General features: G+C 30.2%; 24 protein-coding genes and 4 pseudogenes. 11 read left to right on the plus strand and 17 right to left on the minus strand.

Annotated features, from left to right (window positions below; all coding sequences use genetic code 11):
- Positions 1–546: 546 nt before the first annotated feature.
- Positions 547–1,449 (minus strand): annotated as a pseudogene (locus KPL44_RS26220) (IS91 family transposase); the annotation flags it as partial.
- A gap of 265 nt (positions 1,450–1,714) precedes the next feature.
- On the opposite strand from KPL44_RS26220, the gene KPL44_RS20835 reads away from it, so the two are divergent.
- Positions 1,715–3,373 (plus strand): reverse transcriptase domain-containing protein, encoded by a 1,659-nt coding sequence (locus tag KPL44_RS20835; RefSeq protein WP_216254251.1) that lies wholly within the window; start codon positions 1,715–1,717, stop codon positions 3,371–3,373.
- 5 nt (positions 3,374–3,378) lie between these two features.
- Positions 3,379–3,507 (plus strand): annotated as a pseudogene (locus KPL44_RS20840) (carboxymuconolactone decarboxylase family protein); the annotation flags it as partial.
- 97 nt (positions 3,508–3,604) lie between these two features.
- Here the strand turns inward: KPL44_RS20840 and KPL44_RS20845 are convergent.
- Complete coding sequence (locus tag KPL44_RS20845; RefSeq protein WP_216254254.1) at positions 3,605–3,859, minus strand: hypothetical protein; 255 nt, start codon at positions 3,857–3,859, stop codon at positions 3,605–3,607.
- Position 3,860: 1 nt separating this feature from the next.
- Positions 3,861–4,316, minus strand: a complete 456-nt coding sequence (locus KPL44_RS20850; protein WP_216254257.1) for a hypothetical protein — start codon at positions 4,314–4,316, stop codon at positions 3,861–3,863.
- A gap of 594 nt (positions 4,317–4,910) precedes the next feature.
- Here KPL44_RS20850 and KPL44_RS20855 point away from each other — a divergent pair.
- Positions 4,911–5,384 carry a hypothetical protein gene (locus tag KPL44_RS20855; RefSeq protein ID WP_216254259.1) on the plus strand — a complete coding sequence of 158 codons (474 nt, stop codon included), beginning with the start codon at positions 4,911–4,913 and terminating at the stop codon, positions 5,382–5,384.
- A gap of 553 nt (positions 5,385–5,937) precedes the next feature.
- Positions 5,938–6,075 carry a death on curing protein gene (locus KPL44_RS20860; protein ID WP_216254262.1) on the plus strand — a complete coding sequence of 46 codons (138 nt, stop codon included), beginning with the start codon at positions 5,938–5,940 and terminating at the stop codon, positions 6,073–6,075.
- Between the two features lie 370 nt (positions 6,076–6,445).
- Here the strand turns inward: KPL44_RS20860 and KPL44_RS20865 are convergent, their stop codons facing one another.
- From KPL44_RS20865 to KPL44_RS20880, 4 genes are all read right to left on the minus strand, one after another.
- Positions 6,446–6,709 carry a hypothetical protein gene (locus tag KPL44_RS20865; RefSeq protein ID WP_216254264.1) on the minus strand — a complete coding sequence of 88 codons (264 nt, stop codon included), beginning with the start codon at positions 6,707–6,709 and terminating at the stop codon, positions 6,446–6,448.
- Positions 6,710–7,075: 366 nt separating this feature from the next.
- Positions 7,076–8,356 carry an McrC family protein gene (locus tag KPL44_RS20870; protein WP_216254278.1) on the minus strand — a complete coding sequence of 427 codons (1,281 nt, stop codon included), beginning with the start codon at positions 8,354–8,356 and terminating at the stop codon, positions 7,076–7,078.
- Positions 8,353–8,889, minus strand: a complete 537-nt coding sequence (locus tag KPL44_RS20875) for a hypothetical protein (RefSeq protein ID WP_216254281.1) — start codon at positions 8,887–8,889, stop codon at positions 8,353–8,355. Before KPL44_RS20875 ends, KPL44_RS20870 begins: the two co-directional genes overlap by 4 nt.
- A 439-nt stretch (positions 8,890–9,328) precedes the next feature.
- A complete protein-coding gene (locus tag KPL44_RS20880) occupies positions 9,329–10,192 on the minus strand; it encodes a glucosaminidase domain-containing protein (protein ID WP_216254284.1) in 864 nt (287 codons plus the stop codon).
- A 599-nt stretch (positions 10,193–10,791) separates the two neighbouring features.
- On the opposite strand from KPL44_RS20880, the gene KPL44_RS20885 reads away from it, so the two are divergent.
- The 5 genes and pseudogenes from KPL44_RS20885 (at position 10,792) to KPL44_RS20895 (ending at position 14,432) form a co-directional block, all read left to right on the plus strand.
- Complete coding sequence (locus KPL44_RS20885; protein ID WP_216254287.1) at positions 10,792–10,992, plus strand: hypothetical protein; 201 nt, start codon at positions 10,792–10,794, stop codon at positions 10,990–10,992.
- Positions 10,993–11,198: 206 nt separating this feature from the next.
- Entirely contained in the window at positions 11,199–11,483 is a 285-nt protein-coding gene (locus KPL44_RS25495; protein ID WP_253201881.1) for a hypothetical protein, read from the plus strand.
- Between the two features lie 15 nt (positions 11,484–11,498).
- Positions 11,499–11,582: pseudogene (locus tag KPL44_RS26095) on the plus strand (peptidoglycan-binding domain-containing protein); the annotation flags it as partial.
- Positions 11,583–13,457, plus strand: coding sequence for a glycoside hydrolase domain-containing protein (locus KPL44_RS20890; RefSeq protein WP_253201882.1), 1,875 nt, complete (start codon positions 11,583–11,585; stop codon positions 13,455–13,457).
- 153 nt (positions 13,458–13,610) lie between these two features.
- Positions 13,611–14,432: a leucine-rich repeat domain-containing protein gene (locus KPL44_RS20895; RefSeq protein WP_216254290.1), complete on the plus strand. Its 822-nt coding sequence runs from the start codon at positions 13,611–13,613 to the stop codon at positions 14,430–14,432.
- A gap of 177 nt (positions 14,433–14,609) precedes the next feature.
- Here KPL44_RS20895 and KPL44_RS20900 read toward each other — a convergent pair whose 3' ends face one another.
- From KPL44_RS20900 to KPL44_RS20930, 8 genes are all read right to left on the minus strand, one after another.
- Positions 14,610–14,798: a hypothetical protein gene (locus tag KPL44_RS20900; protein WP_216254293.1), complete on the minus strand. Its 189-nt coding sequence runs from the start codon at positions 14,796–14,798 to the stop codon at positions 14,610–14,612.
- A 41-nt stretch (positions 14,799–14,839) separates the two neighbouring features.
- Positions 14,840–15,280, minus strand: coding sequence for a hypothetical protein (locus tag KPL44_RS20905; protein WP_216254296.1), 441 nt, complete (start codon positions 15,278–15,280; stop codon positions 14,840–14,842).
- Between the two features lie 126 nt (positions 15,281–15,406).
- Entirely contained in the window at positions 15,407–16,108 is a 702-nt protein-coding gene (locus KPL44_RS20910; RefSeq protein WP_216254299.1) for a hypothetical protein, read from the minus strand.
- A 9-nt stretch (positions 16,109–16,117) separates the two neighbouring features.
- Complete coding sequence (locus KPL44_RS20915; RefSeq protein WP_216254302.1) at positions 16,118–16,351, minus strand: hypothetical protein; 234 nt, start codon at positions 16,349–16,351, stop codon at positions 16,118–16,120.
- A gap of 445 nt (positions 16,352–16,796) precedes the next feature.
- Positions 16,797–17,294 carry an McrC family protein gene (locus tag KPL44_RS25500; RefSeq protein ID WP_253201883.1) on the minus strand — a complete coding sequence of 166 codons (498 nt, stop codon included), beginning with the start codon at positions 17,292–17,294 and terminating at the stop codon, positions 16,797–16,799.
- 46 nt (positions 17,295–17,340) lie between these two features.
- On the minus strand, positions 17,341–17,649 hold the full coding sequence (locus KPL44_RS25505) for a hypothetical protein (protein WP_253201884.1): 309 nt from the start codon (positions 17,647–17,649) through the stop codon (positions 17,341–17,343).
- Entirely contained in the window at positions 17,649–17,948 is a 300-nt protein-coding gene (locus tag KPL44_RS20925) for a hypothetical protein (protein ID WP_216254305.1), read from the minus strand. The genes KPL44_RS25505 and KPL44_RS20925 overlap by 1 nt, the downstream gene beginning before the upstream one ends.
- Positions 17,917–18,255 (minus strand): hypothetical protein, encoded by a 339-nt coding sequence (locus tag KPL44_RS20930; protein WP_216254308.1) that lies wholly within the window; start codon positions 18,253–18,255, stop codon positions 17,917–17,919. The genes KPL44_RS20925 and KPL44_RS20930 overlap by 32 nt, the downstream gene beginning before the upstream one ends.
- A gap of 716 nt (positions 18,256–18,971) precedes the next feature.
- Here KPL44_RS20930 and KPL44_RS20935 point away from each other — a divergent pair.
- Together KPL44_RS20935 and KPL44_RS20940 are read left to right on the plus strand one after the other, a co-directional pair.
- On the plus strand, positions 18,972–19,253 hold the full coding sequence (locus KPL44_RS20935; RefSeq protein ID WP_216254312.1) for a bacteriocin immunity protein: 282 nt from the start codon (positions 18,972–18,974) through the stop codon (positions 19,251–19,253).
- 435 nt (positions 19,254–19,688) lie between these two features.
- A complete protein-coding gene (locus tag KPL44_RS20940; RefSeq protein ID WP_216254315.1) occupies positions 19,689–20,225 on the plus strand; it encodes a DUF2500 family protein in 537 nt (178 codons plus the stop codon).
- A gap of 346 nt (positions 20,226–20,571) precedes the next feature.
- Here the strand turns inward: KPL44_RS20940 and KPL44_RS20945 are convergent.
- A protein-coding gene (locus tag KPL44_RS20945; RefSeq protein WP_216254317.1) for an IS3 family transposase occupies positions 20,572–22,133 on the minus strand; the annotation gives its coding sequence in 2 pieces (ribosomal slippage) (positions 20,572–21,476 and positions 21,476–22,133; 1,563 coding nt in all).
- A 105-nt stretch (positions 22,134–22,238) separates the two neighbouring features.
- Positions 22,239–22,825 (minus strand): annotated as a pseudogene (locus KPL44_RS20950) (tyrosine-type recombinase/integrase).
- Between the last annotated feature and the right edge of the window lie 304 nt (positions 22,826–23,129).

The raw sequence follows: 23,129 nt of genomic DNA on the forward strand, positions 1-23,129 counted from the left end.
TATGTAAAGTCCATTATAATCATCAGTTATAGCAAAATTGATATAAAATCAATTGGCAAGTTATTTTTCAGCAAATTTAAAATCTTAATGGTCCCTCAATCATTATTATTTTATTTTTTTATATTATATAAAAGCTGTAAATCATGCATAAATGGAGTGTATATTCTCAATTAGACAGCTTTTATGCAGTAAAATAGAGCTGTGTTGCATATCAAAAGAACATGAATGAAGGTATATGCTATTTATAGGTACATAAACAACGTCGTGAAAGGAATAGGTTTGCTTTCAGATGTTGAGCCGATAAAAGCTATCATCCTAAGTATTTACTTAAACTATGATAGCTACGAAAACTGCTCGATGTCTGAAACGAACTCTTGAACGATGCCGCGTTAGCACTGCTATGGCGATTCAATCTTTCACCTCTTTCTGAAATTAGATTTAAATTTACGACCGTTACTGTAATTTCCATTAATGTATCTATAACCCTCATAAATAATGATTATTTTAAAAAATAGACGTATTTCCCCCCTCTCCTAAATCAAGACTTTATGCTATTTTATTTGTTTCTCTTGGAGGAGAATAGTTTTGGCGATCCAACTTCTCCTTTGTAATCATTTTACCTTTTCCACAGCAAGAACAGATATTTATATCTATTCCTGTCAGCTTAAGAAGAAGCTCGGCCGCACTTAACTTAACATTTGAATTTTCACTTTTACTTTGGACTGCATCTGTAAGTTTTTTGCATTTTTGAAGTCTGGTTGATCTGTTTCTATTGCTTAATATTCCATAGTGTCTAATTTAACAAACTTCCTTGGTAAAACATGCATGAAAAATCTTCTCATAAGTTCAGCTACAGTAAGAGTCATAAATTTTTCTTTATTATGGTCTTTATAATCTCTCCACTTAAATGTTACATATCCATTTTCTAAATTCACAATCCTATGATTGGATATAGCCACTCGGTGAAAATATCTACCAAGGTACTCAAGCACGTGCTCTGTACTCCCGAAAGGGGGTTTACAGTATACAACCCATTCTTTTTTATATAACCTTACCTATAAAGCTTAGAAATATGTGTTTTTCTGTTAATTCTTCAATTCCAGTAGAATATTTGAGAGCATTACTATAATAAGCTTTTTTAAGATAAAATAAGAATTTCGCTCTAAATTTTCTTGATAAAACTTTCACTGGAATAAAAAAATCTTTATTTGAGTTTATCCATCTTGTGCCATCAGAAGTTAATCCACCACTTGGTACTACACAATGTATATGAGGATGATTCATAAGGTTTTGACCAAAAGTGTGAAGAATACTCATAAAACCAATTTGGGCTCCTAAATATTTTTTATCTTTTGAAAGTTCAAGTAATGTTTCTGAAACGGCATTAAAGAGGATAGAATACATCTCCTTTTGGTTTGTAAGAGTTATATAGTTAAGTTCTTGATGTATATTACATAATTTGACTAAATATAAATAAATTTATGATTGCAAGTGGATTTTATACTTATTTGTAAATAATTATGGTAAAATATAAATGTATATAGAAGAATTGCTTTTCGTTAGCGATACGCAACGCAATTATTTCAAGTGAGGGACATATGCTCCTCGTGTTTACTTTTATAAATTATGTTGAAATTTTCTTCATTTTTTATCTGTGAGTTTTTGGCAGAATGTTGAATTCTTCTATATACACATTTTTAAGGACGTGATTTAGATGTTTAAAAAAACTGATCAACAAATAAAAGATTGTTTTTATAAATTAAAAAATAGATCTGATGTGTCGGATCTATTAGAAATAGAAGATAAGAGTTTAAGATATTTTTTGTATGTCAAAAGGCCAGAAAATTTATATGTTACATTTACTGTATTAAAGAAAAATGGTAATAAACGTATTATCAATGCTCCTCAAGCGGAATTAAAAAGTATTCAAAGAAAACTAGCCTATATATTAAACCTAGTTTACAAAATAAAACCTTCTACCCATGGATTTGTAATTGGGAAAAATATTGTTACAAATGCAAATAATCATTGTAAACGAAAAGCTATTTTAAACATAGATCTAAAAGATTTTTTTACACAGATTCATTTTGGAAGAGTATTAGGGATGTTAGTAAAAGGACCTTATGATATAAGTAAAGATGCTGCTATAGTTATTTCGCAAATTGCATGTTGCAATGCTGTTTTACCACAAGGAGCACCCTCATCTCCGATAATAACAAATATGATTTGCAGTCCACTAGATACTAGATTAACTAGACTTGCTAAAAAAAATAATAGTAAATATACACGATATGCTGATGATATAACATTTTCAACCTTTGATAAACAGTTTTCTAGCAATATGATAAATAGTGACATACTTAATTTAAAACTTGGCAAAGATTTAAATAAAGCGATAAAAGATAATGGATTTGTAGTTAATGAAGATAAAATATTTTTAAATACTAAGAATACTAGACAAGAAGTAACGGGATTGGTAGTAAATAAATTTACTAATATAAAAAGAGAATACTTAAAAAATATTCGTGCAATACTACACAATTGTGAAAAAGATAATGTTTATAATACTGCAAAAACATATGTAAAAAAAGGATATTGTAAAAATGGACAAATCAAAGCAAATATAGATGATAAAAATTATGAAACACAAGTGGTCTTATGGTTTAAAGCCGTTATTAAAGGAAAAATTAATTTCATTAAAGACATCCGTGGTAAAAATGATTTTATCTATTTAAAATGTGCTGAAAAAGCTAATATAATATTTAAAGATCAAATTTTTAACATTAGTAAATTAAAGGATTTTAAGGACAAAATAATTAGCAATGTGTTGGTATTGAAAGGCGATAATAACGGCGTTCAGGGTTCTGGTTTCTTGCTTAAAGATTTTGGTTTAGTAACTTCCTTTCATGTTACACAGGATAACGCTTTTTATAAGGCATATCATTATAATGAATATGAAGAAACTAGCCTTTGTGTTATATCTAAAGAAATTAATGAAATCAAATCTGATCTCAATATTGATTATGCAATTTATAAGTTTAATAAAGATAATGAAAATTTTTTAGAAGCAGGTAGTTCTGTAGAAGTTGGTGATAAAGTAAAAATCATAGGATATCCGAATTTTATGAAAGGAAATTCTTACAATGTTCAGACATGTTATATTACAAGCCGTAAGTATTATATGGGAGCGATTTTTTTTACCGTAGGTGGTACTGTTTTTCATGGAGCTAGCGGTGGAGTAGTATTAAATGACCAAAACAAAGTAGTTGGTATTATAAAAGGTGGCGTTGTTAGTAATACAGAGAGCGAAACTAACGAAAATCAGGGGTTCGTTCCACTCGATATAGTATTAACCCATTTTCATCAACAATGATTTTTATAAGAGGTGCAAAGGCACATGCTGTTGCTGCCATAGAAGCAGGCTTAACTATGGAAGAATTAGTAGAAGCTTTTGTAATTGTAACTATTGTTAAAGGTATTAATGTGTTGTGCAAAACGGGTGTTTAAGCAATAAGAGCAGCGGAAATAAGATTTAAAGAAATAAACGTAAGCAAAAAAGAGTAACAATAAAAATTAGACTATGACGGAGTTAGCAAACATAAGCTTACAGTTTATGTAACTGCCTCCGAGGTCGTAGTAAAAACTGTAAGTTTTTACTTTGTATTCTATTTCCAAGCTTTAGCATTTCTGTTAATGTAGTAATTATTTTTTGTGATTCGATAAATGCACTATTAGTATTTGCATATATAGTTAGTTGTTTGCTATTTTGATAGTAAACATTAGATTTATAAGCACCAATTAATGAAAAAATGGTACCGACCGCACTTATAGCACTTATAATATAGTCCCACCACTTCACGTTATATACCCCTTATCTTTTTATAGTAACGAAGAATTACACATGAATTTTCGTACTCGTTACCTAATTCATAAGCCTGGTCTTCATCCCAAGCAAAATCACCCATAACACCATTGAACTCATCCGACTTTTTCCCCAAATAGTTTTCATCTTGCAGGAATTTTGCTAATACAGAGTAATCAAAGGTTTTACCATCATCAACAGTTTGACAAATAAAAGCAAACCATCTTTCTTGATCGAGTGGGTGAGAAGAACCCGTAGATTTATTTGCTGACGAGCAAAACGCTTGTAGCTTTTTTAATGCTTTATCAGAAATTACTGATGTAGAATCAAATATATCCTCACTTGGTTTTGAAATAATTAATTCCGTATCACATTCTTTATATGGCTTTATGACATTATCATAAAACCTAACTAGTACAGCATTATACTCATCAACACTTAGTTCTGTTTTCACCAACGGAACAATATTCCCTACCCTGAGTTCAACTTTTGTTATTTTGTCACCTATATGGATAGAAACACAAGCTTTATCGACAAGTTCTCCATTATAATCAAAAAAAAGATATTCTTTTCATGGTTCCGACTGTTTCCTCAACTTCCAATCACCTACTGCATACTTTCCAATTTGGTTAATAAATTCAGACAACTGATTCACGGTACCTTGAAAATGTAACTCTCTATACGTTTTCACTATTCCCCCCCCTATAATTGTTTAAAAAATTAAGTCCTTTTACGTCCTTTATATGTCATATTTGTACAAGTTTGACATAACCGATTTATTTAATATTACCATTTAATCCTATTAAAATTAATAATAAACATATAGCTGTAATCATATGTTTATTATAAATTTTAAATCAGTATAAGGTGATAAGACAAAGATTTTGTTCATTATATTGCTACCTAGTAATAAGTCTATAGGATATCTTCGCGCAAGAACTCAATATAAGCGTTCAAGAGACTGATGCTTCTCCAAGCCTAAATTCCTTGACTATATGAATAATTGTTATATACTGTTAATGATAATTCTAAAATTTGGGGGATAAAAATGAAAAAGATTAAGAAGAGGAATTTTGTTATACTTGGAATTATTATTGTAGTAGCTTTGGTTATTATGATTAAAAATACAAGTACAGGCACTGCAACTACAAGTTCAACTACAACTACTCCAGACACAAGTACAAGTACAGATACTACAACTACTCCAGATACAAGTACAAGTACAGATACTACAACTACTCCAGACACAAGTACAAGTACAGATACTACAACTACTCCAGACACAAGTACAAGTACAGATACTACAACTACTCCAGACACAAGTACAAGTACAGATGAACAAGTGTGGCAGTATTGCCAAGACAGGTGGGCTTACTACGATAAACTTAATGGTAAATATTCAGCAGACAAATATGATACAGAAGTATTTAATGACGCCTCAGCAAATTTTGGTATAACAGCTAGTGAGGCACAATCAACATGGGATAAAGTTGATATGGTAAAAAAAGGAGTAACTAACTAAAATAGTGCATCAACATAGTAATACAAATAAAGCACCTACAAATAGTAGATGCTTTATTTACATTTTGATCTAATATGATTTATATTTAGTAAATATAAATAGTACAAGTATCAGTGTTTTACTATAAAAGCAAAGTAAGTGTATAAAACGTTTATCTTATTCACTTGTTTAAACCTCTCCAAGCTAGTCATAGAAACATTGTTCAGTGTTTTGTATTTCTAGTCATCATAATTTCTATAAAAACATCCAAAATAAAAGAACAAAAATGTGAAAGATTTACCCCACCTCCCCTACTTATATTCAAATTTGCTTCATAGTATCGCTTCGATAGAGCCGTTGGTATGACTGCGTTTAGCCCGTTTTAGCCACCAATAACGCCCATATAACCCTATCACTAGAGACCACGAATGAGGCTATAACCACACCCTATCGATACAATTTTATTTTTCTCAACAAAACGTAGTCATTAGCAAACATAAATTTACAGTTTATGTAACGGCCTCCGAGGTCGTAGTAAAAACTGTAAATTTTTACTTTGTAAGGAATTAGCTAAATGAAATATATATCAGTTGAATATATTCTGAAGTTACATGAAAAGTTGATAAGTACAACTTGTGGTTCAGATGGAGTAAGAGGTATAGAACTTTTAAAATCGTCAATTGAGAACTCAAAAGTAACATTTGACGAATAAGATTTATACAAAACAATTGAAGAAAAATGATCTAATTTGGGCCTGTTATCATTTCCCTTAACTCGTATAAAGTGCTAACCTGTTAACTTAATGATTAGATGTGACTAGAGTTTACTTGAAGTTACCTTTCTTCTACGATAATTTTTAACAAATTCGCTTCACTCATAAAATCCCCCGGGGGACGTGAACAAATTATAAATACAATTTGTTTTGCTGAAATCCTAATGTATTCGGAATAGCTCATAATATTATTCTTGTTACAACACGAAAATACCGTAAAATTTCATTTCTGAATAATACGGTATTTGAATAAGTTTTATATATTCCAACACTCATAGCCTTCATAATATAATAATGGATAATTTTTGTTTTAGGTTTCACTTAATACATTTTTAATCATATAATCTTTTACTTCATTATATGTATATTCATTAGAATTATATAATACTCCGGAATAATCACGATAACCCGAAAGAGCTATTTCAGCGAGCATTACTTCAGTATATCCAAGTTTTTTAAACTCATCTTCAAAACGTCTAGCAATAGTTCTAACATCAAGAGATCTTACATCTTTTCTTGTAACAATCCCTTGTTTAATATAGAATCTTACTGCTTCTTCAATTTCCTTTAACATATTCTGATACCTCCATATAATAAAATATAAGTTTCATAGTATTACACAATTTTAACCAATTATACAAAATTATATCATATGTTTACTTATCATACCTATATTGTTAGCAAATTCACTTCGCTCATTAGAACCTCCGTTAGTCACGAATAAATTGTCACCAAAATTTGTTTTACTATTAATTCTCAAATATTTATATAATATATTTGCAACATCTCTTAGACCAAGTTATTAATTCTTAAGAAAAGCACCTTTTATTTAATAATGTTATTTACCACCCTTATAAATTTAGTTTTATTTAACTCACAATATTTTTATAAACTTCCACTGATTGTGCTGATGCATGATCTGATCCTTTACCCTTACCTATTAATAATAGCATCTCTTTAGCCTTATCATTTCCATGATATAACCCATTAACTCCCCTAAATCACCAGAAACAAGTTCGGCTACTTTTTCAAGATTTACAGGTTGCAATATAACACTAGCAATATTTCCACATGATATAGGGTCATTTATATTTATTTTTGCATTAGTTGGGATATCTGAAAGTGTCGGATATAATATAGTTGCAGTCTTATTCCCTATTCCGCTTACTGCATAAATTGCTAACTGATATAGCATTTTAGCTGGTAAACTTCTTTCCCACAAATCTCTGTATTTAGCATCCAGTAGTTTCACTACCCTGCCTTCCTTCATAAGGGCAAAGTCAGGTCTTGGAGTAGGTGATTTCCTGTGGCAGGGGTTAAACCCTGATGTATAAATGAACATATCATGTAAGCTATACTGATCTTTTACAGAGTAGCCTTCACTACAGTTCTGCAGCAATCTTCCTATTAGTGTTTCAAAAAATGCATTCATATCAAAAAAATATCCTCGTAAATTAATATGTTTAGAACTTCCCTCTAATTGAATACCTTGTGATTCATACAAAATGTTAATTATTTCAAGTACCGCAGAGTACCTTCTAGTTAATCTATTAATACTATTTCTTGCACTCTTCAAACTTGCTTTTGTCAAAGTAATATCACTAATATTTTCTTCTAAACTAAAACACAGCTTTTGAAGTTTAATTTTAAGACCAGTTTCTAACACTAGTTTTAATCCAAGTTTTAACCCTGCAAGCAAAGTTTTATTCAATATATTATTTTCATCCCTATTAAAGTAATTGCAAGGCAATGTATCCTTTGTAATTCCGCCTTGACCACAAAGTTTATTAATATCAATTCTGCCTCTAGGTGATGATAAGTTCTCTCCTCGCTTAATATAACTCTTTTGAATTCCTCTATGGAGCAAGTCCTCTGCTTCAACATAAAGCTCATAAATAAGTAAGTCAAAGAACTTAAAATTACCTATATCATGCTCAGCCTCATTAAATAACTTAAGCTCTCTTAATCCATAAGCATACCTTAGCAGTTTATAAAGTGGCATACCATTTATCTTTGGGTACACGTTTATTTGTAGTTCTCCTAGTCTAATTCTACCAACATAAGAATTACTACTTATAGATAATCCACCTTTAAGTTCTATGATTTCTATAATTCCTTTATTATTAAGTACTTTTGCTATATCACGAGTGTCGTTATCAGGCAACTCTATATCCTTCAATATTATGCTGTCCCACTCTTTTAAATTGACAGTTTGATTCATGATATTTTATCTCCACCACTACTGCTCTCATTGACCTTTTCAATTTCAATTTCTTCCTCTATTTCATCATCCTCTGCTACTTTTCCTACTTCGCGTATTATTGGACATGGTGAGAGTAGTGCCGTTATGAGGCCCGCGATATTTGATGTATTAAACAACTCAGATCTAATGGTTTGATTTTTCACATCAACAATACCTTCACCCAAAATCTTAGAAATCAAAGCATAGTCACCATAACAATATTCTTCAATAAGAGGAATAATATCTTCTCTAATAATTCTTTTAAACTTTTCATTTTCCATAATAGGTTTCTCTTTTTCTAAAAAATACGAATGGCCAATTTGTAAGTTTCGAGCATCCGCGCCTATGCACTCGCATATTCTAGCATTTAATTCTTTAAGCCATTTATCTAGTGGCAATCCCTCAAATACAGTCTTATCAAACAAAGCATAATTCGGCATTAATTCAATGAACCCAAAACGTCTTCTAAGTGCTACATCTAAAAGAGCAATAGAACGATCAGCAGTATTCATGGTTCCTACAATATATACATTTTCAGGTACTTTAAAAGGTAGATTTGATAATGATAGGATAATCTCTTTTCATAGCTACTAAAATTAGGTTCTTTAATAATTTCCTTTTCCAATAAAATTTTCTCCCCTCAAGCTGCAATGCAAACAAAGCTTTTTCGTTTTTAGCGTACGCTTACTTTTATACACATTATATCCTATTTAACTTATTAAAGGGATTAATATCTATTTTATGTAACAAAATATATCAAAAAAAGCTAAAAGGCTGCATTCCTTTAATTTAAATTAAAAGGAATGTAGCCTTCTCATGTATATGAGGGTAACATCGGAAGTATGAACTATATTATAATTTCATTTCAGGTAGTTATAATTGCATAGGCTCAGGGTCTGGAAAAATCACAACAACATTACTACAAGCTTATTTACATATATTATTGTAGGTTTAAGAGAGTAAGCTTTGCCAAGTACCGTTACCTACAATTCCATCAATCACTAATTTATTGCTTCGTTGATATTGCTTAACAAATCTTATAGTCTCATTTCCATAAATACCATCGATAGCGCTGCCAGTTCTCCATTGAATATATCTTATAGCTGTTTTATCTTCCGTAGAATTAATACTACATAGAGGCTTTTCCATAATAGCTTTAACTCCAGATAATACTTCGGGTCCACATATACCATCGATAGAAAGGTTAAGTATTTGCTGAAGCTTTTTAATAGTACCTATGGTTAATGGTCCACTGGCTCCATCTACAACTAAAACATTATTATTTATATCTCTTATTTTCATAGAGTTTAGGCATTTTTGTAGATATTTAATATCTACAGAAGTTGTGTTTTTAGTAATTTCAGATCTAGGAGCAGAGTCATAAACATAAAGTTTATTTTGTTCAATTATAGCTATTAGTTTTTCAGGGTACTCATCATCAGTACAGTATCCTGAGTTATAGACGTTCTGGCAAGCTTCCTTGTAGTTTTTAGATGTTATTACAGATTTGTACCGGTTAAAGCTTAAAAGCTTTCCATGGTCCAGGATGCTGTCACCCAGCGTATCATACTTTCTAAACATGCATACCATGGGAGTGCTCACTCCATTTATAAATTCATGAGTATTAAATTCTTGAACTTCATATCCGCAACCTTCTGTCCATTTGATTCCAAAGATGTTATTACCTTTAACATATTGCAACCAGCCTGTTTCGAGTATTGCCTGAGCTATGGTTAGGGATGGTAGTATGTTGTATTTTTTATAGGATAGTAAAGCTCCTGGGATTAGGCTTTCTATTATTTGGGTTTTGTCCATTGGTGATTCCTCCTTTAGGGTTTTACTTATATATATGGAGGAATGGAGAGGTTTTTAGATTTGGGGAAGATTATTTTATTAAAGCATTGGTTTATATGGGTTGTTAAGCACTTAGTTAAATTTAACTGAGTGCTTACGCTTTTGAATAGATACTTTTGATACAATATAACATCTTATTATATTGTATGAAACTTAATATTATTATCTTAAAGCGCATTTTCGCTATATATAGACAGGGTTAGCTTTGATACTTTGGCTAACCAACGGTTTAAATGTAAATTTGCTTGTTATTTTATGATAATACTTCTGTTTATGTAGAAAATTGTATGTTTCATGCAAATTATATTACTTTTATTAATAAAAGTAATATAATTTGCATTGTAAGAATTCTTACAATAAGTGATCGCTTATTTGATAAAAAATTAATATTATGTATTAGAGGTGCATCATGTTTTGATACCTACACCTCCGTAATTATTATGATTAAGAGATTTCCATTCAAAAACAAGCACTCTGCCAATTAATATTAGTATTATTAATTGGCAGAGTACTATTGCAGAGACTTCTAGTAAACTCAAAACATTATAGTGGGAATTAATATGAATAAAAAAGCGAAATTAAAATTATGTGCATTGACTTTAGCTACAACACTAGGTGCGTTAACCGCATTAACCTCAGTTCAAGAGGTACAAGCCGCTGTTGTTTCAAACGGAATTTCTTCTACAGCTACAGCAAATACAGAAGATATAAAAATAATAAATGAGGATACTTTTGCACGAAAAGAGAGCACTACCCCTTAATTAACTGTAACATACATTTTTACCTTTAATATCTTTGGCAATCATTAAAAGTAATCTAAATAGGGTAGTTTTTGACCCTCCCCCGAAAACGGGTAATAGGCAAAACTACCCAGATTTTATAATAAATATTTTATACAGGTTTACAATTACAGCTATTTTTTCTTTGTAGTATATGTATATAAAAATAAGGAAAGAGGTTTTATAAAATGGATAAAATGGTTTTGCAAACTCAAAAATGGGCAAATGAAACATACTCGGGAAATAAGTCATATACTAAAATTGCAGAAGATGGAGTTACTGGATGGGGTACGATGAAGGCGTTAATAACAGCTTTACAAATAGAACTCAAGCTCCCATCACCTAATGGTAATTTTGGACCTGGTACAAAAAATGCTTTTACAAATTTGTCTGTTAGTTCACCAGTAACAGATAGTAATAAAATAATTATTCTTCAAAGTGCCTTATTTTGTAAAGGATATAATCCCAACTAATTTACGGGCGTTTTTACATCACTAACTAAAAATGCAATCATAAGATTTCAAACTGATGCAGGATTAACTAATATTGATGGAATTGTAAATGCAACTATAATGAAATCTTTATTAGCTATGGATGCATTTACATTGCTGAATTATGGATGCTATACTGGTGTAGCTAAGATACGTGAAATTCAACAAAGATTTAATCATGACTATATTTCAAATCAATACTTCAATGATAATATTGGATTAATCCCTTGTGATGGCATATACGGACGTTCTACTAATAAAGCACTACTTTATGCTCTACAAATAGAAGAAAAAATTGATGTCCCTAATGGAGTATTTGGACCATCTACAAAAAGTAAATGTCCCATATTATCAGTAGGAAGTACTCAAACTAAATTTATATACTTACTACAATACGCTCTATATTGTAACGGATATGATTCAAATGGATTTAATGGACAATATGGAGATGATGTTAAAATAGCTGTAACTAACTTTCAAACATTCTCATGCTTAACTGCTGATGGTGTTGCAGGTATGCAAACTTGGGCTTCATTATTAGTAAGTACTGGTGATACATCTAGAAAAGGAACTGCCTGTGATTGTTCTACTACTATAACTGATAAAAAAGCACAAACTCTTAAAAATAATGGCTATAAATTAGTAGGAAGATATCTTACTGGTAGATATAAAATGACATCTAATGAATTAAATACTATTTTTGCAGCAGGACTTAATGTATTCCCTATCTTTGAAACTGGAGGAACCCAATTATCATACTTCAATAGAATTCAAGGAAATAAGGATGCAAAAACAGCAATTGCATTAGCAAGTGGTTTTGGATTTGATTCAGAAACTATTATATACTTTTGTGTAGACTTCGATGCTTTAGATGGTGATATAAATGGAACGATTTCTCCTTACTTTAGTGAAATATTTGAGGTTTTTAGAAGAACTAATACAACTTATAAAATTGGAATATACGCACCTAGAAATGTATGTAGTAGTATGCAAAATGCAGGCTATTCATGTAGTAGCTTCGTGTGTGATATGTCATCAGGTTTTAGCGGAAATCTCGGATATCCATTGCCTAAAGATTGGGCCATAGATCAAATATCAACTATTACTATTGGAAGTGGAGATGGAGCAATAGAAATAGATAATAATATTAGTTCTGGTATAGATAAGGGTGTATCAAAAATAAACTTAAGTAATACTGCAGCAGGTATCCCAGATCCATATGTTCCAGCTATACCTGATCCAGATAAACCTCATATTCCTTTAACGAATGGTTTTGAATATATAGTTTTATCCGGAAAAGAAGATGATAAGGATCGTTATAAATACAACTTTATTGAAACTGCTTTAAGAAAGTTACATGAATATATACTTGATCGAGATAAAATGCCAGTAGGTTCAAAAAGACTTATAGATACAATTACTTGGATAATTGATTTAAAGATGTATTCTGAAAAGGATATTGTAAATTTCGAATCAATTTCAGCTATCTATGACTTTATAAATATTATATTTGTGCGTACTAAAAAAGAACTACTCAACTATCTTAATACAGCAACAATAAACGGTACTGGTAAAAGGACCCAAGCAATTAAAGAATTTACCCTATTTGGGCATGGATATAAAGGCTTTTTACAATTTGGTGACGACTATACAATAGATATTATTGATATAAATGGCATACACTCTAATGTTTTTTATATGTGTAACTCTGTATTTTATTCCTGTAATACTGGAACAAACGGTGAGAAAAGCTTTGCTTATGCATGGCAGCATCATTTAGGAGGTAAAGTTAAAGCTTGTGTTAATAAAACTGATTATGAGAAGATTTGTAGTGCAGATGAATTTGAGAAAGTACAGGCAAAAATAGAAAGATTGACGACTGGTTATGTACAGAAAGGTTCTTATAGATATCCTGTTCCAAGTAAGACGGCAAAAGCTTATTGGGTTTATTTCTAAACTATATAAAAAAATCCTCATAGTTTAAAATATGAGGATTTTTTATAATTAATTTAAAACTCTAAATTTTTCAGTTTATATATGCTTGTTTTTGATGTAAATATGTTAGAATTTACAATAGGATAATTGTTTTATAAAAATAATTTATAAGAGGTGTTTTATACGAAAAAAATATTATTATTAGTTTTTGTTATTGTGATTATATTTAGTTCATTAGTTTATTTTAATAATCCTAACGTTGTTGCATCAAGAAAAGTTATTACTTTTCCTGATAAAAATTTAGAAAAAGTAATAAGAGATAGAATCAAAAAACCTACCGGAAATATCTTAAAGGGTGATATAGATAATCTAGAATACCTAGACGTTGATTCTCAACAAATTATTACAAATCTTTCAGGGATAGAAAATTTGACTAATTTGACTCGTTTGTATTTAGGATATACTCAGTTAAGCAACATAGAACCTTTAAAAGGATTGACTAACTTGAAAGATTTATATTTAGATTATAATCAGATCAGTAATATAGGAGCTTTAAAAGGATTGTCTAACTTGACTAGTTTAAAATTAGATCATAATCAGATCAGTAATATAGGAGCTTTAAAAGAATTGTCTAACTTGACTAGTTTAGATTTAGCTAACAATCAAATCAGTAATATAGGAGCTTTAAAAAAGTTGACTAATTTGAGTGAGTTGCATTTAACTGATAATCAGATTAGTAATATAGAACCTTTAAAAGGATTGACTAACTTGACTAGTTTATATTTAACTGATAATCAGATCAGTAATATAGAACCTTTAAAAGGATTGACTAACTTGGCATATTTAAATTTAGATCATAATCAGATTAGTAATATAGAACCTTTAAAAGGATTGACTAACTTGGTTAGTTTGTTTTTAACTGATAATAAGATTAAGGATTACACTCCAGTTACAGTTAATTCTTATTATAATAATCTGCAGACTAAAGATTTTTGATTGCCATAAAAAATTAAAATCATTCAAAAGAATATACATCGGGCACAGCCGACATACATGGTGCGTCCCGACAGGGCGTATATTGGTGGTTGTGTGGTAACGGGACAGAACTAGCAATGAGATTACCATATTTAGGAACTGAGTTTTCAGTACAGAACAGCTATGTTCTTCATGGGCCTAATTTGAAGAATCTAATATATATCCATATTCTTCTGCAACTTCCTTATATTTATTATTAGCAATCATTGTAGGTTCTTTATCATTTTCAACATAAAGATATGAATTCTTAACAACATTATCATTCAGTATGTCCAACCTAATAGCAAATTCGCTTCGCTCATTAGAACCCCCGTTGATCGCTAACAAATTGTAAACACAATTTGTTTTTCCAAAAATCCATGCTCGATTTACTTTGCTATTGGATATCTAGTTCTAAATTCATTAAGCTGAGATGATAAACTAGAATCTAATGTACTAATTTTTTGATTGTAACCTGTAAGCGAACCATTTGGAGACTCAACCATACCTTCAAATTCATTATATGAGTTATATATTTTCATAAGTGATTCATAAGCATCTTTATGCTTCGTTGGTGGATTAATTAGTGTTTCCATTAATGCCTGTATGTCAGTTCTACCTTTAACAATTGCATCCATTTCTCCATTTTTTTTGAATTCTTCATTTTTATATTTAATCGCATCATCAAAAGTATATGCCTGATCTCCATTAACATTAACAGGCGAGTTAAAAATAGCATCATGCCAAACACTTGAAATTGACTGCGCATCTGTTTCAATTTTAAGAGCTTGAATTGAAATTAAAAGCATCCCTTTATTTAACTTCATCATATATGCTACTTCAGCTTTCTCAGCTTTTATGACCTTTTGTTTATTTGAATATATAATACCTCCACCTGCAATAGCGCCTATAAGTATTGTGATAATTATGACTTTAACTGGTGTAAAAAGCTTTTTTTAAACTGCAATTTTAGTTGCCTGATCAATTTCTTCGCGAACTACATTTTCAGGTTCTATCTTTTTTTGATTTTTATAAATTCCTTTAATATTTTTAATGATTTTAATATTTTTAATAACCATAATAATTAATGGACATATCAGAATAAAACTAATAACCGGTATTAAATATCTTAGATAAGAGTAGATTCCCACAAGCTCGTATCCATTATTATTTGTAAATTGTAAACCAATATAATATAAAATAAATAATACAGCCCCCAATATTGGAAAAATAAAAATCTTTTTCATAACAAAATGTGTTTTTCTCTTAATATTAGTTTGGTCGACGATGTTGTCAGTATCACCCTTAACTTCTTTGATAACCTTACTTGAACAATTATCCCAAACTATATTTAAAACTTTTGCATTTTCATTATTCGAATCAATACTTAATACTAAATTAACATCATCTATTGCACCTTGATAATCTAATTTAATAGCTAAATCTTTTGCTTGAAGAAATACATCCCTTGAATATGAATTAAAGCATTCACTAATCTTACCTTTAGCAACAACAAATCTTTTTACATCTTTCGAGCTTACACTTTTAAATGCATTATATGCTCCTAAATAATCTTTATTATTCTGTAGTTCAGTTCCGTTCCTAAAGTCTTTTAATGAAGATTGCAATTCATTACATAACTCTATTTTAGAGTTCACACTGCTATCCTACTTATATGTTAATGCGATTTGATAATCTTTTATTGCTTCACTAAATTTCTCTGCTTTAATATTCTTTTGTGCTTCACTAATATTCATATTATAATTTTTGTTATTACTATATTGTTGATATTTAGTAATACCTATAATGCTAATAATTATTAAAATGATTCCTATTATACCTACCCATTTATATTTTTTAATTATAATATTCTTTTTACTTTCAACAGGGCTCTCTTCCATTTATACCATGTTAATATTTTAGAGCACTCAGCATTGATAAATTCTTATTAATAGTATTCATCTTATTATGTCCCCCTTTAATATCAATTAGGTATAAGCCTATGCTTATACCTAATTTAGCATTTAATACTATATTTGTATGTATTAACACTCTTGTATTAACATCGAATAAAAGTTATCTTTCTTTACTCTTTAATTAAATTTTATTTGCAATCATAAAGAACCTTGCAAGAATTTTTATCCACATAAAGTAAAAAAAGCACCTATATTAGGCTGCTTTCATATCAAGTAAAATAAGACATTCCATCTTTTTTTATCTCTTCTAAGCAATATATCTTGTCCGTTTCACTTCCAATCTCTGCAAGGGGTCAGACCCTTGGGTAATTGTAGCAAATTCGCTTCGCACATAAAATCTCTCAGCGACCTTGAACAACTTGTAGTTACTTTAACCATTTATTTTTACATTTATTAAGTTTATGATGCGACCTATAAAATATAGAGGCATATGCGCGGTAGTTGGTATATCTGAAAGTGTCGGATATACGATAGTTGCAGTCTTATCTCCTATTCCGCTTACTGCATAAATCGCTAGCTGATATAGCATTTTAGCTGGCAAACTTCTTTCCCACAAATCTCTGCATTTAGCATCTAGCACTTTCACCACCCTGCCTTCCTTCATAAGTGCAAAGTCAGGTCTTGGAGTAGGTGATTTTCTGTTGTAGGGGTTAAACCTTGATGTATAAATGAACATATCATGTAAACTATACTGGTCTTTTACAGAGTAGCCTTCACTAAAGTTCTGCAGCAATCTTCCTATTAGTGTTTCAAAAAATGCATTCATATCAAAAAAGTACCCTCGTAGATTAATATCAATTCTGCCTCTAGGTGATGATAAGTTCTCTCCACGCTTGATATAACTCTTTTGAATTCCTCTATGGAGCAAGTTCTCTGCCTCAACATAAAGCTCATAAATAAGTAAGTCAAAGAACTTAAAATTTACCTATATCATGCTCAGCCTCATTAAATAACTTAAGCTCTCTTAATCCATAAGCATACCTTAGCAATTTATAAAGCGGCATACCATTTATCTTTGGGTATACGTTTATTTGTAGTTCTCCTAGTCTAATTCTACCAACATAAGAATTACTACATATAGATAACCCACCTTTAAGTTCTATGATTTCTATAATTCCTTTATTATTAAGTGCTTTTGCTATATGACGTGTGTCGTTATCAGGCAACTCTATATCCTTTAATATTATGCTGTCCCACTCTTTTAAATTGACAGTTTGATTCATTATATTTTATCTCCACTATCACTCTCATTGACCTTTTCAATTTCAGTTTCTTCCTCTATTTCATCATCCTCTGCTACTTTTCCCACTTCGCGTATTGTTGGACATGGCGAGAGCAGTGCCGTTATGAGGCCCGCGATATTTGATGTATTAAACAACTCAAATCTAATAGTTTGGTTTTTCACATCAACAATACCTTCACCTAAAATCTTAGAAATCAAAGCATAGTCACCATAACAATATTCTTCAATAAGAGGAATAATATTTTCTCTAATAATATTTTGGATACCTAAACAACTCACACATTGAGTTCATTACATAGCTAGAAGAAAGTCCCGTCTGCTTTACAATTTTAATAAGTTGCCCTGACATAGTATACAATTCGTTTTCTTGCACAGGTTTACTGTTACTGTAAATCAATGCGTGTTTCTGCCACCGAGTAGTATGAAAAGCATCAATTTTATCTGGATATAACATATGATAATACTTATGAACCCACTTGCCATCGCTGTTCATTTTGTACATTATAAATTTAAATGAACTTCCCCAAGCAATGCTACCATAGCTACTAGGGCTAGTCCTAAACTCATCGTCGTTTTTAACATACACTTACTTTTATACACATTATATCCTATTTAACTTATTAAAGGGATTAATATCTATTTTATGCAACAAAATATATCAAAAAAAGCTAAAAAGGCTGCATTCCTTTAATTTATATTAAAAGGAATGCAGCCTTCTCATGTACATGAGGGTAACATCGGAAGTATGAACTATATTATAAATTTATTTCAGGTAGTTATAATTGCATAGGCTCAGGGTCTGCAAAATCACAACAACAAAGCCTTCTAGTCAAGATCAGAGTGTAACTGTATATGCTAGTAAAACGGGAACCAAATACCACGTAGATGAATGCTCATCTTTAAGTAAAGGTAAAATACCAATAAGAGGTAGGTGTACTTATTCTTGCTAACAATATGATTATTATTGATCTTAGCTAGAACTTAGGTGTATTTAAAGCATTTTGTTGAGTATTTTAGATGTATATGGTAAGCTAATCTCAGAAAAAGTTCCTACCCTTGACATTATAGGAACTTTTTGAGACTAACTTGTAATAATTTTTTATATAAACTCTATAAACTAATTTAGATGATAAGATCAGATTAAGGTTATGAAAAAAGAGAAACCATTGCTATATATTTAATTTTAGCAATTAACGAAGCCCAAAAGGTTTATAATGAAGCATTTATAAACCTTTTAATATAAGATGTTACTTCTGGTTACAGCTATGTTCTTCATGTGCCTATTAAGGAGGTGTTGTATAAATGAATGAAAATTATCTCTTATTAAATGAATTAAAAGATGTTTTGAATGATTCTGAAGTTAAAAATAATCAAGATTTAACTAATGTTCTTATTCCATTTAAAATAAAACTTGAACGTGACGAAGAGTACAACCTTATTTGCACAAAACTAAGTAATGCTATAACATTATACCTAGTCACAAATAGATTTAAAGCTCCTAAATCAGTTTTAAATTTATATAATAATATATCTAATGTTGCATGTAAATATAGAGGTTTCCCTTCTTTTATTAATTGGTTTTAAGCCATTTATAAAGGTTGATTATGTTAATAATAGTTTATTATATAAACTATCTTTTTTTTAGAAAAGGGACTAAAAACAAAGTGATAAATAATGCATAAAGAGGGTGCATATTCTCAATTAGACACATTTTATGCATTAAAATAGAGCCTTATTGCATATCAAAATAGCATGAATGATGGTATAGGCTAGATAAGAGCACATAACAAATGACGTGGAAGTCTGCTTTCACATCATTGTGTTTTTTTGATTTCTAATATATAACCTGCTTTTTATCTTATATAACAAAACATATTTCATTTTCTTATATGTAATGTCTGGATAAAATAGTATAATTAGCTAAATATTCATGTTTAATTCGTAGAAAACTGCGAAGTATTTTAATAATGGCTGTACTAGATGTTCCTTTTTTAAAGTTATCTTCTTGGAGGGATTTAATTGTCAGATGGAATAAAGCGTTTATTTTCTGTTAAATTCATAGCACTAATATTAATGTTGTACAGTATGGCTATATTTATATACTTTAAGTGGTTTTATAAACCACTTGAAATGTTACCTGGTAATGTGGACATTCCTGTAATAGTTTCAGCAAATGAGACTCTTAAAGCCATAAATCATGATAATATGATATTCTTTTTTTTACTTTCATTTTTATTTTGTATTCTTATTGGCCTTATTTTGTCAATGATATATGCGGGAATAGTATTCTACTATACACCCGTTATTTCTAGTAATGCTAGATTGAAGTCAAAAGAATCAATTCAACAGAATGGAAACTATATGGGATATATGGGTTTTTCGTCAGTAGGTTATACATATAATTTAACTTTCGAAACTGATAATGGACTTGTGCTAAATTTTAGTGTTAATCCTAAACATTATATAATAATCTTTGAAGGGAATAAGGGACTATTAAATTATAAACATGGCGTAGCAAATAGATTTATATCCTTTGATATTACAGCAATTGAATAGTATTCGTATCTAATATGCACATTAATTAAGTTAATATAGGGAGAGTTCGTTATTTATCTACATACGCGAACTCTGGCTATATACATAGCTTCCATGACCTCGATATAAAATAAGCGAACTTTAAGCTGACATAACACAAATTTTTACTGTTTTTTAATTCATTTTATCATTATTATTCTGATTTTTGGATAAGGAAATAGAGTAGTATAGTTGAATAAATATTTTATGTAGGAGGAATTATAAATTGAAATTTTTTAGTTATTTACTATTAGGGGTTATAGTTTTTGGGGTTGTTGAATTCTGAACTGCTCCCTGTCAAGTAAACAGTATAAATAATAAAAATTACTCAGACGGCTAACGCCCTAAATTCCAGAGGACTAAGGCTGTTTAACTTTTTCTGTAATCTTTTAGTATTGTAGAAAATAATGTATTTATCAATTGCATTAGAGAGTTCCTCATATGAACTATATTTGTGTAAGTAGTACTCTTCACACTTAAGAATACCCCAAAAGCCTTCCATAGGGCCGTTGTCGATACATTTTCCAACTCGTGACATGCTTTGTGTCATTCCTGCAGCATCCAGTTTTTCCTTAAATTCATCGGAGGTATATTGGTAACCTCGATCACTATGAATCATCGGGCTTGCGCCAGGAGAGGCATTTAGAACTACATCTAAATTTTTAAACACAAGGCGGTTATTGTTAGAATGCCCAAATACATATCCTACAATAGAGTTGTCGTATAGATCCAATATGGCACTTAGATACGCTTTACTGGAATTACCGTACTTGAATTCAGTAACATCTGTAAGCCACTTTTGATTTAATTTATCAGCGGTGAATTTTCGATTCAAAATGTTCTCTGCAACTTGCTGTGGATTAGATTTGACGTAACGTTTCTTTTTTCTACGGATAACTGCTTGTAACCCTGAGAGCCTCATAAGTCTATAAATACGTTTATAGTTATAATTCGTCTTTAGCTTACTATTCAAGTTCATGGTTATTCTTCTATAACCGTAAATTCCATTTACTTTATTATAAATAATTACAATTTCTTTCATCACTATCTCATTTTCAGACTCTAGAACAGATCCTTTATGCGTTAGCCACTTATAATATGAAGACCGTGGAATCTTCGCTAATTTACATAACAAAGAGATAGAAAATTTTTCTTTTTCATGAAGTTGTGAAATTATAATATACTTGTCTAGTTGCCTTGTACGCCTTAAGTACGCCTCCTTTCGAGTTCCTCCAATTTTTTTAAGAATGCATTTTCCGCCCTTAATCTTTCATTTTCTACTTCCAATTTCTTCATTGAAAGTTTTGCTCTGTCTTCAAGTGTTAGTTCCTCTTCAGGCTTTTTCCTGCCTCGCCTATCCTTCAATGCACTTTCACTACCGGCCTCATATTTTTTAACCCACTGGTATACTTGCTCGTAGGATACGTTATAATTATCAGCAGTTTGCTTATAGTCGTTATTTTGAGCAATACAGTAATGTACAATTTCAATTCGTTCTTTCAAAGAAGTAACTCTTCCATTTGTCATAGATTGGCTCATTCCCTTCGGTGTTGCCTTTATTTCTCTATGACCATTATACTTGTTTGCCCATCCTTGCAGTACCGATATATTCGATATTTTATATTTATTTACAACTTCTCTCTGTGAAAATCCTCCTGATAAGTAGTCTTTTACTGCTAGTTCCTTTAGCTCCTTTGAATATCTTTTGAATGATTCCGATTCTTTTAATCTATCTATTCCATATTTACTATAGTTGTATCTCCAATTATATAAAGTTACTCTATTGATCTTATACTTTCTAGCAATCTCCTTCATTGTTCCAATTCCATTATCATATTCATTTAGAATTGCATACTTTTCTTCTGTTGTATATTTAGTTCTTCTAGACATAAAAATACTCCCCTTTCTAGTAACAGATTTTTATTATTTAATCTGTCTACTTTATTGGGAGCATATCATTGACTTGTAACTTTCAATGTATTATAAATCAGTTATTTAAACCATCTGATTATTTTTTTGAAGTTTTGCATACATTGTTTCCTGCTGCTTTGTAGTAAACTGAAAATATATTAATGTGTTTGTTACAGATTTATGGCCCAAATAGTATTGCAGCTCTTTTATATCAATTTCAGATTCTGCCAAATGCACTGCAGCCGTATGTTTTGAAGTATGAAAATGGTATCTTTCTATATCACTTATTTTAGCTAAATGGCAATACTTCTTCATCAAAACATCTAAATTCTTGCGTGAGATTGGTTTTTTCTCCTGACTTAAAAACAAAATTTGTTGATTATCACAAATCTCATTTTGCATAATATATTTGTTTAAGATCTTAATAGTTTCTTGATCCAATCCTATGGGGTTATTATTACTCCCCTTAAGCCTGTGACAATACATTTCTCCTCTTGTCTTGTTATAATTAACCCAACCTCAGAGGCTCTTAAAGCACATCTGTATGCTACTCTAAAAATAGACAAGTTTCTTAATGCATGTATGCTATTATCCTTTTCTATAACTTTAAAAACTTTTTTCATTTCCACCTGAGTAAGATATTTTATTTTCTCTTCATTTTCTTTTATAATATTTAAGCACCTCATTTCATAAAGATAGACATTTTAAGTATTATGTCTATCTTTAAAATGCCATGTTAGCCATTGATAATGAAAGCCTTAATCCACTTTCATAAAAGTATAATAGTATAAGTTGGACATTACATCATGTTTTTATGTGTTTATTCAAATTAAATGAAACACTTTTATGACCTATTAATTTAAAACCTAAAGTTTAAATAGGTGCTAAGTGCTAGCACCAACAAAAACATATAATAATCTTCTTTGTTTTAAAGTTACATTAGAAATAAATTAAGAACGTTATAATACATTTAAA

Origin of the sequence: Clostridium sp. DSM 17811 (genome assembly GCF_018861905.1) — a bacterium.
Taxonomy (GTDB): domain Bacteria; phylum Bacillota; class Clostridia; order Clostridiales; family Clostridiaceae; genus Clostridium_AD; species Clostridium_AD frigoriphilum.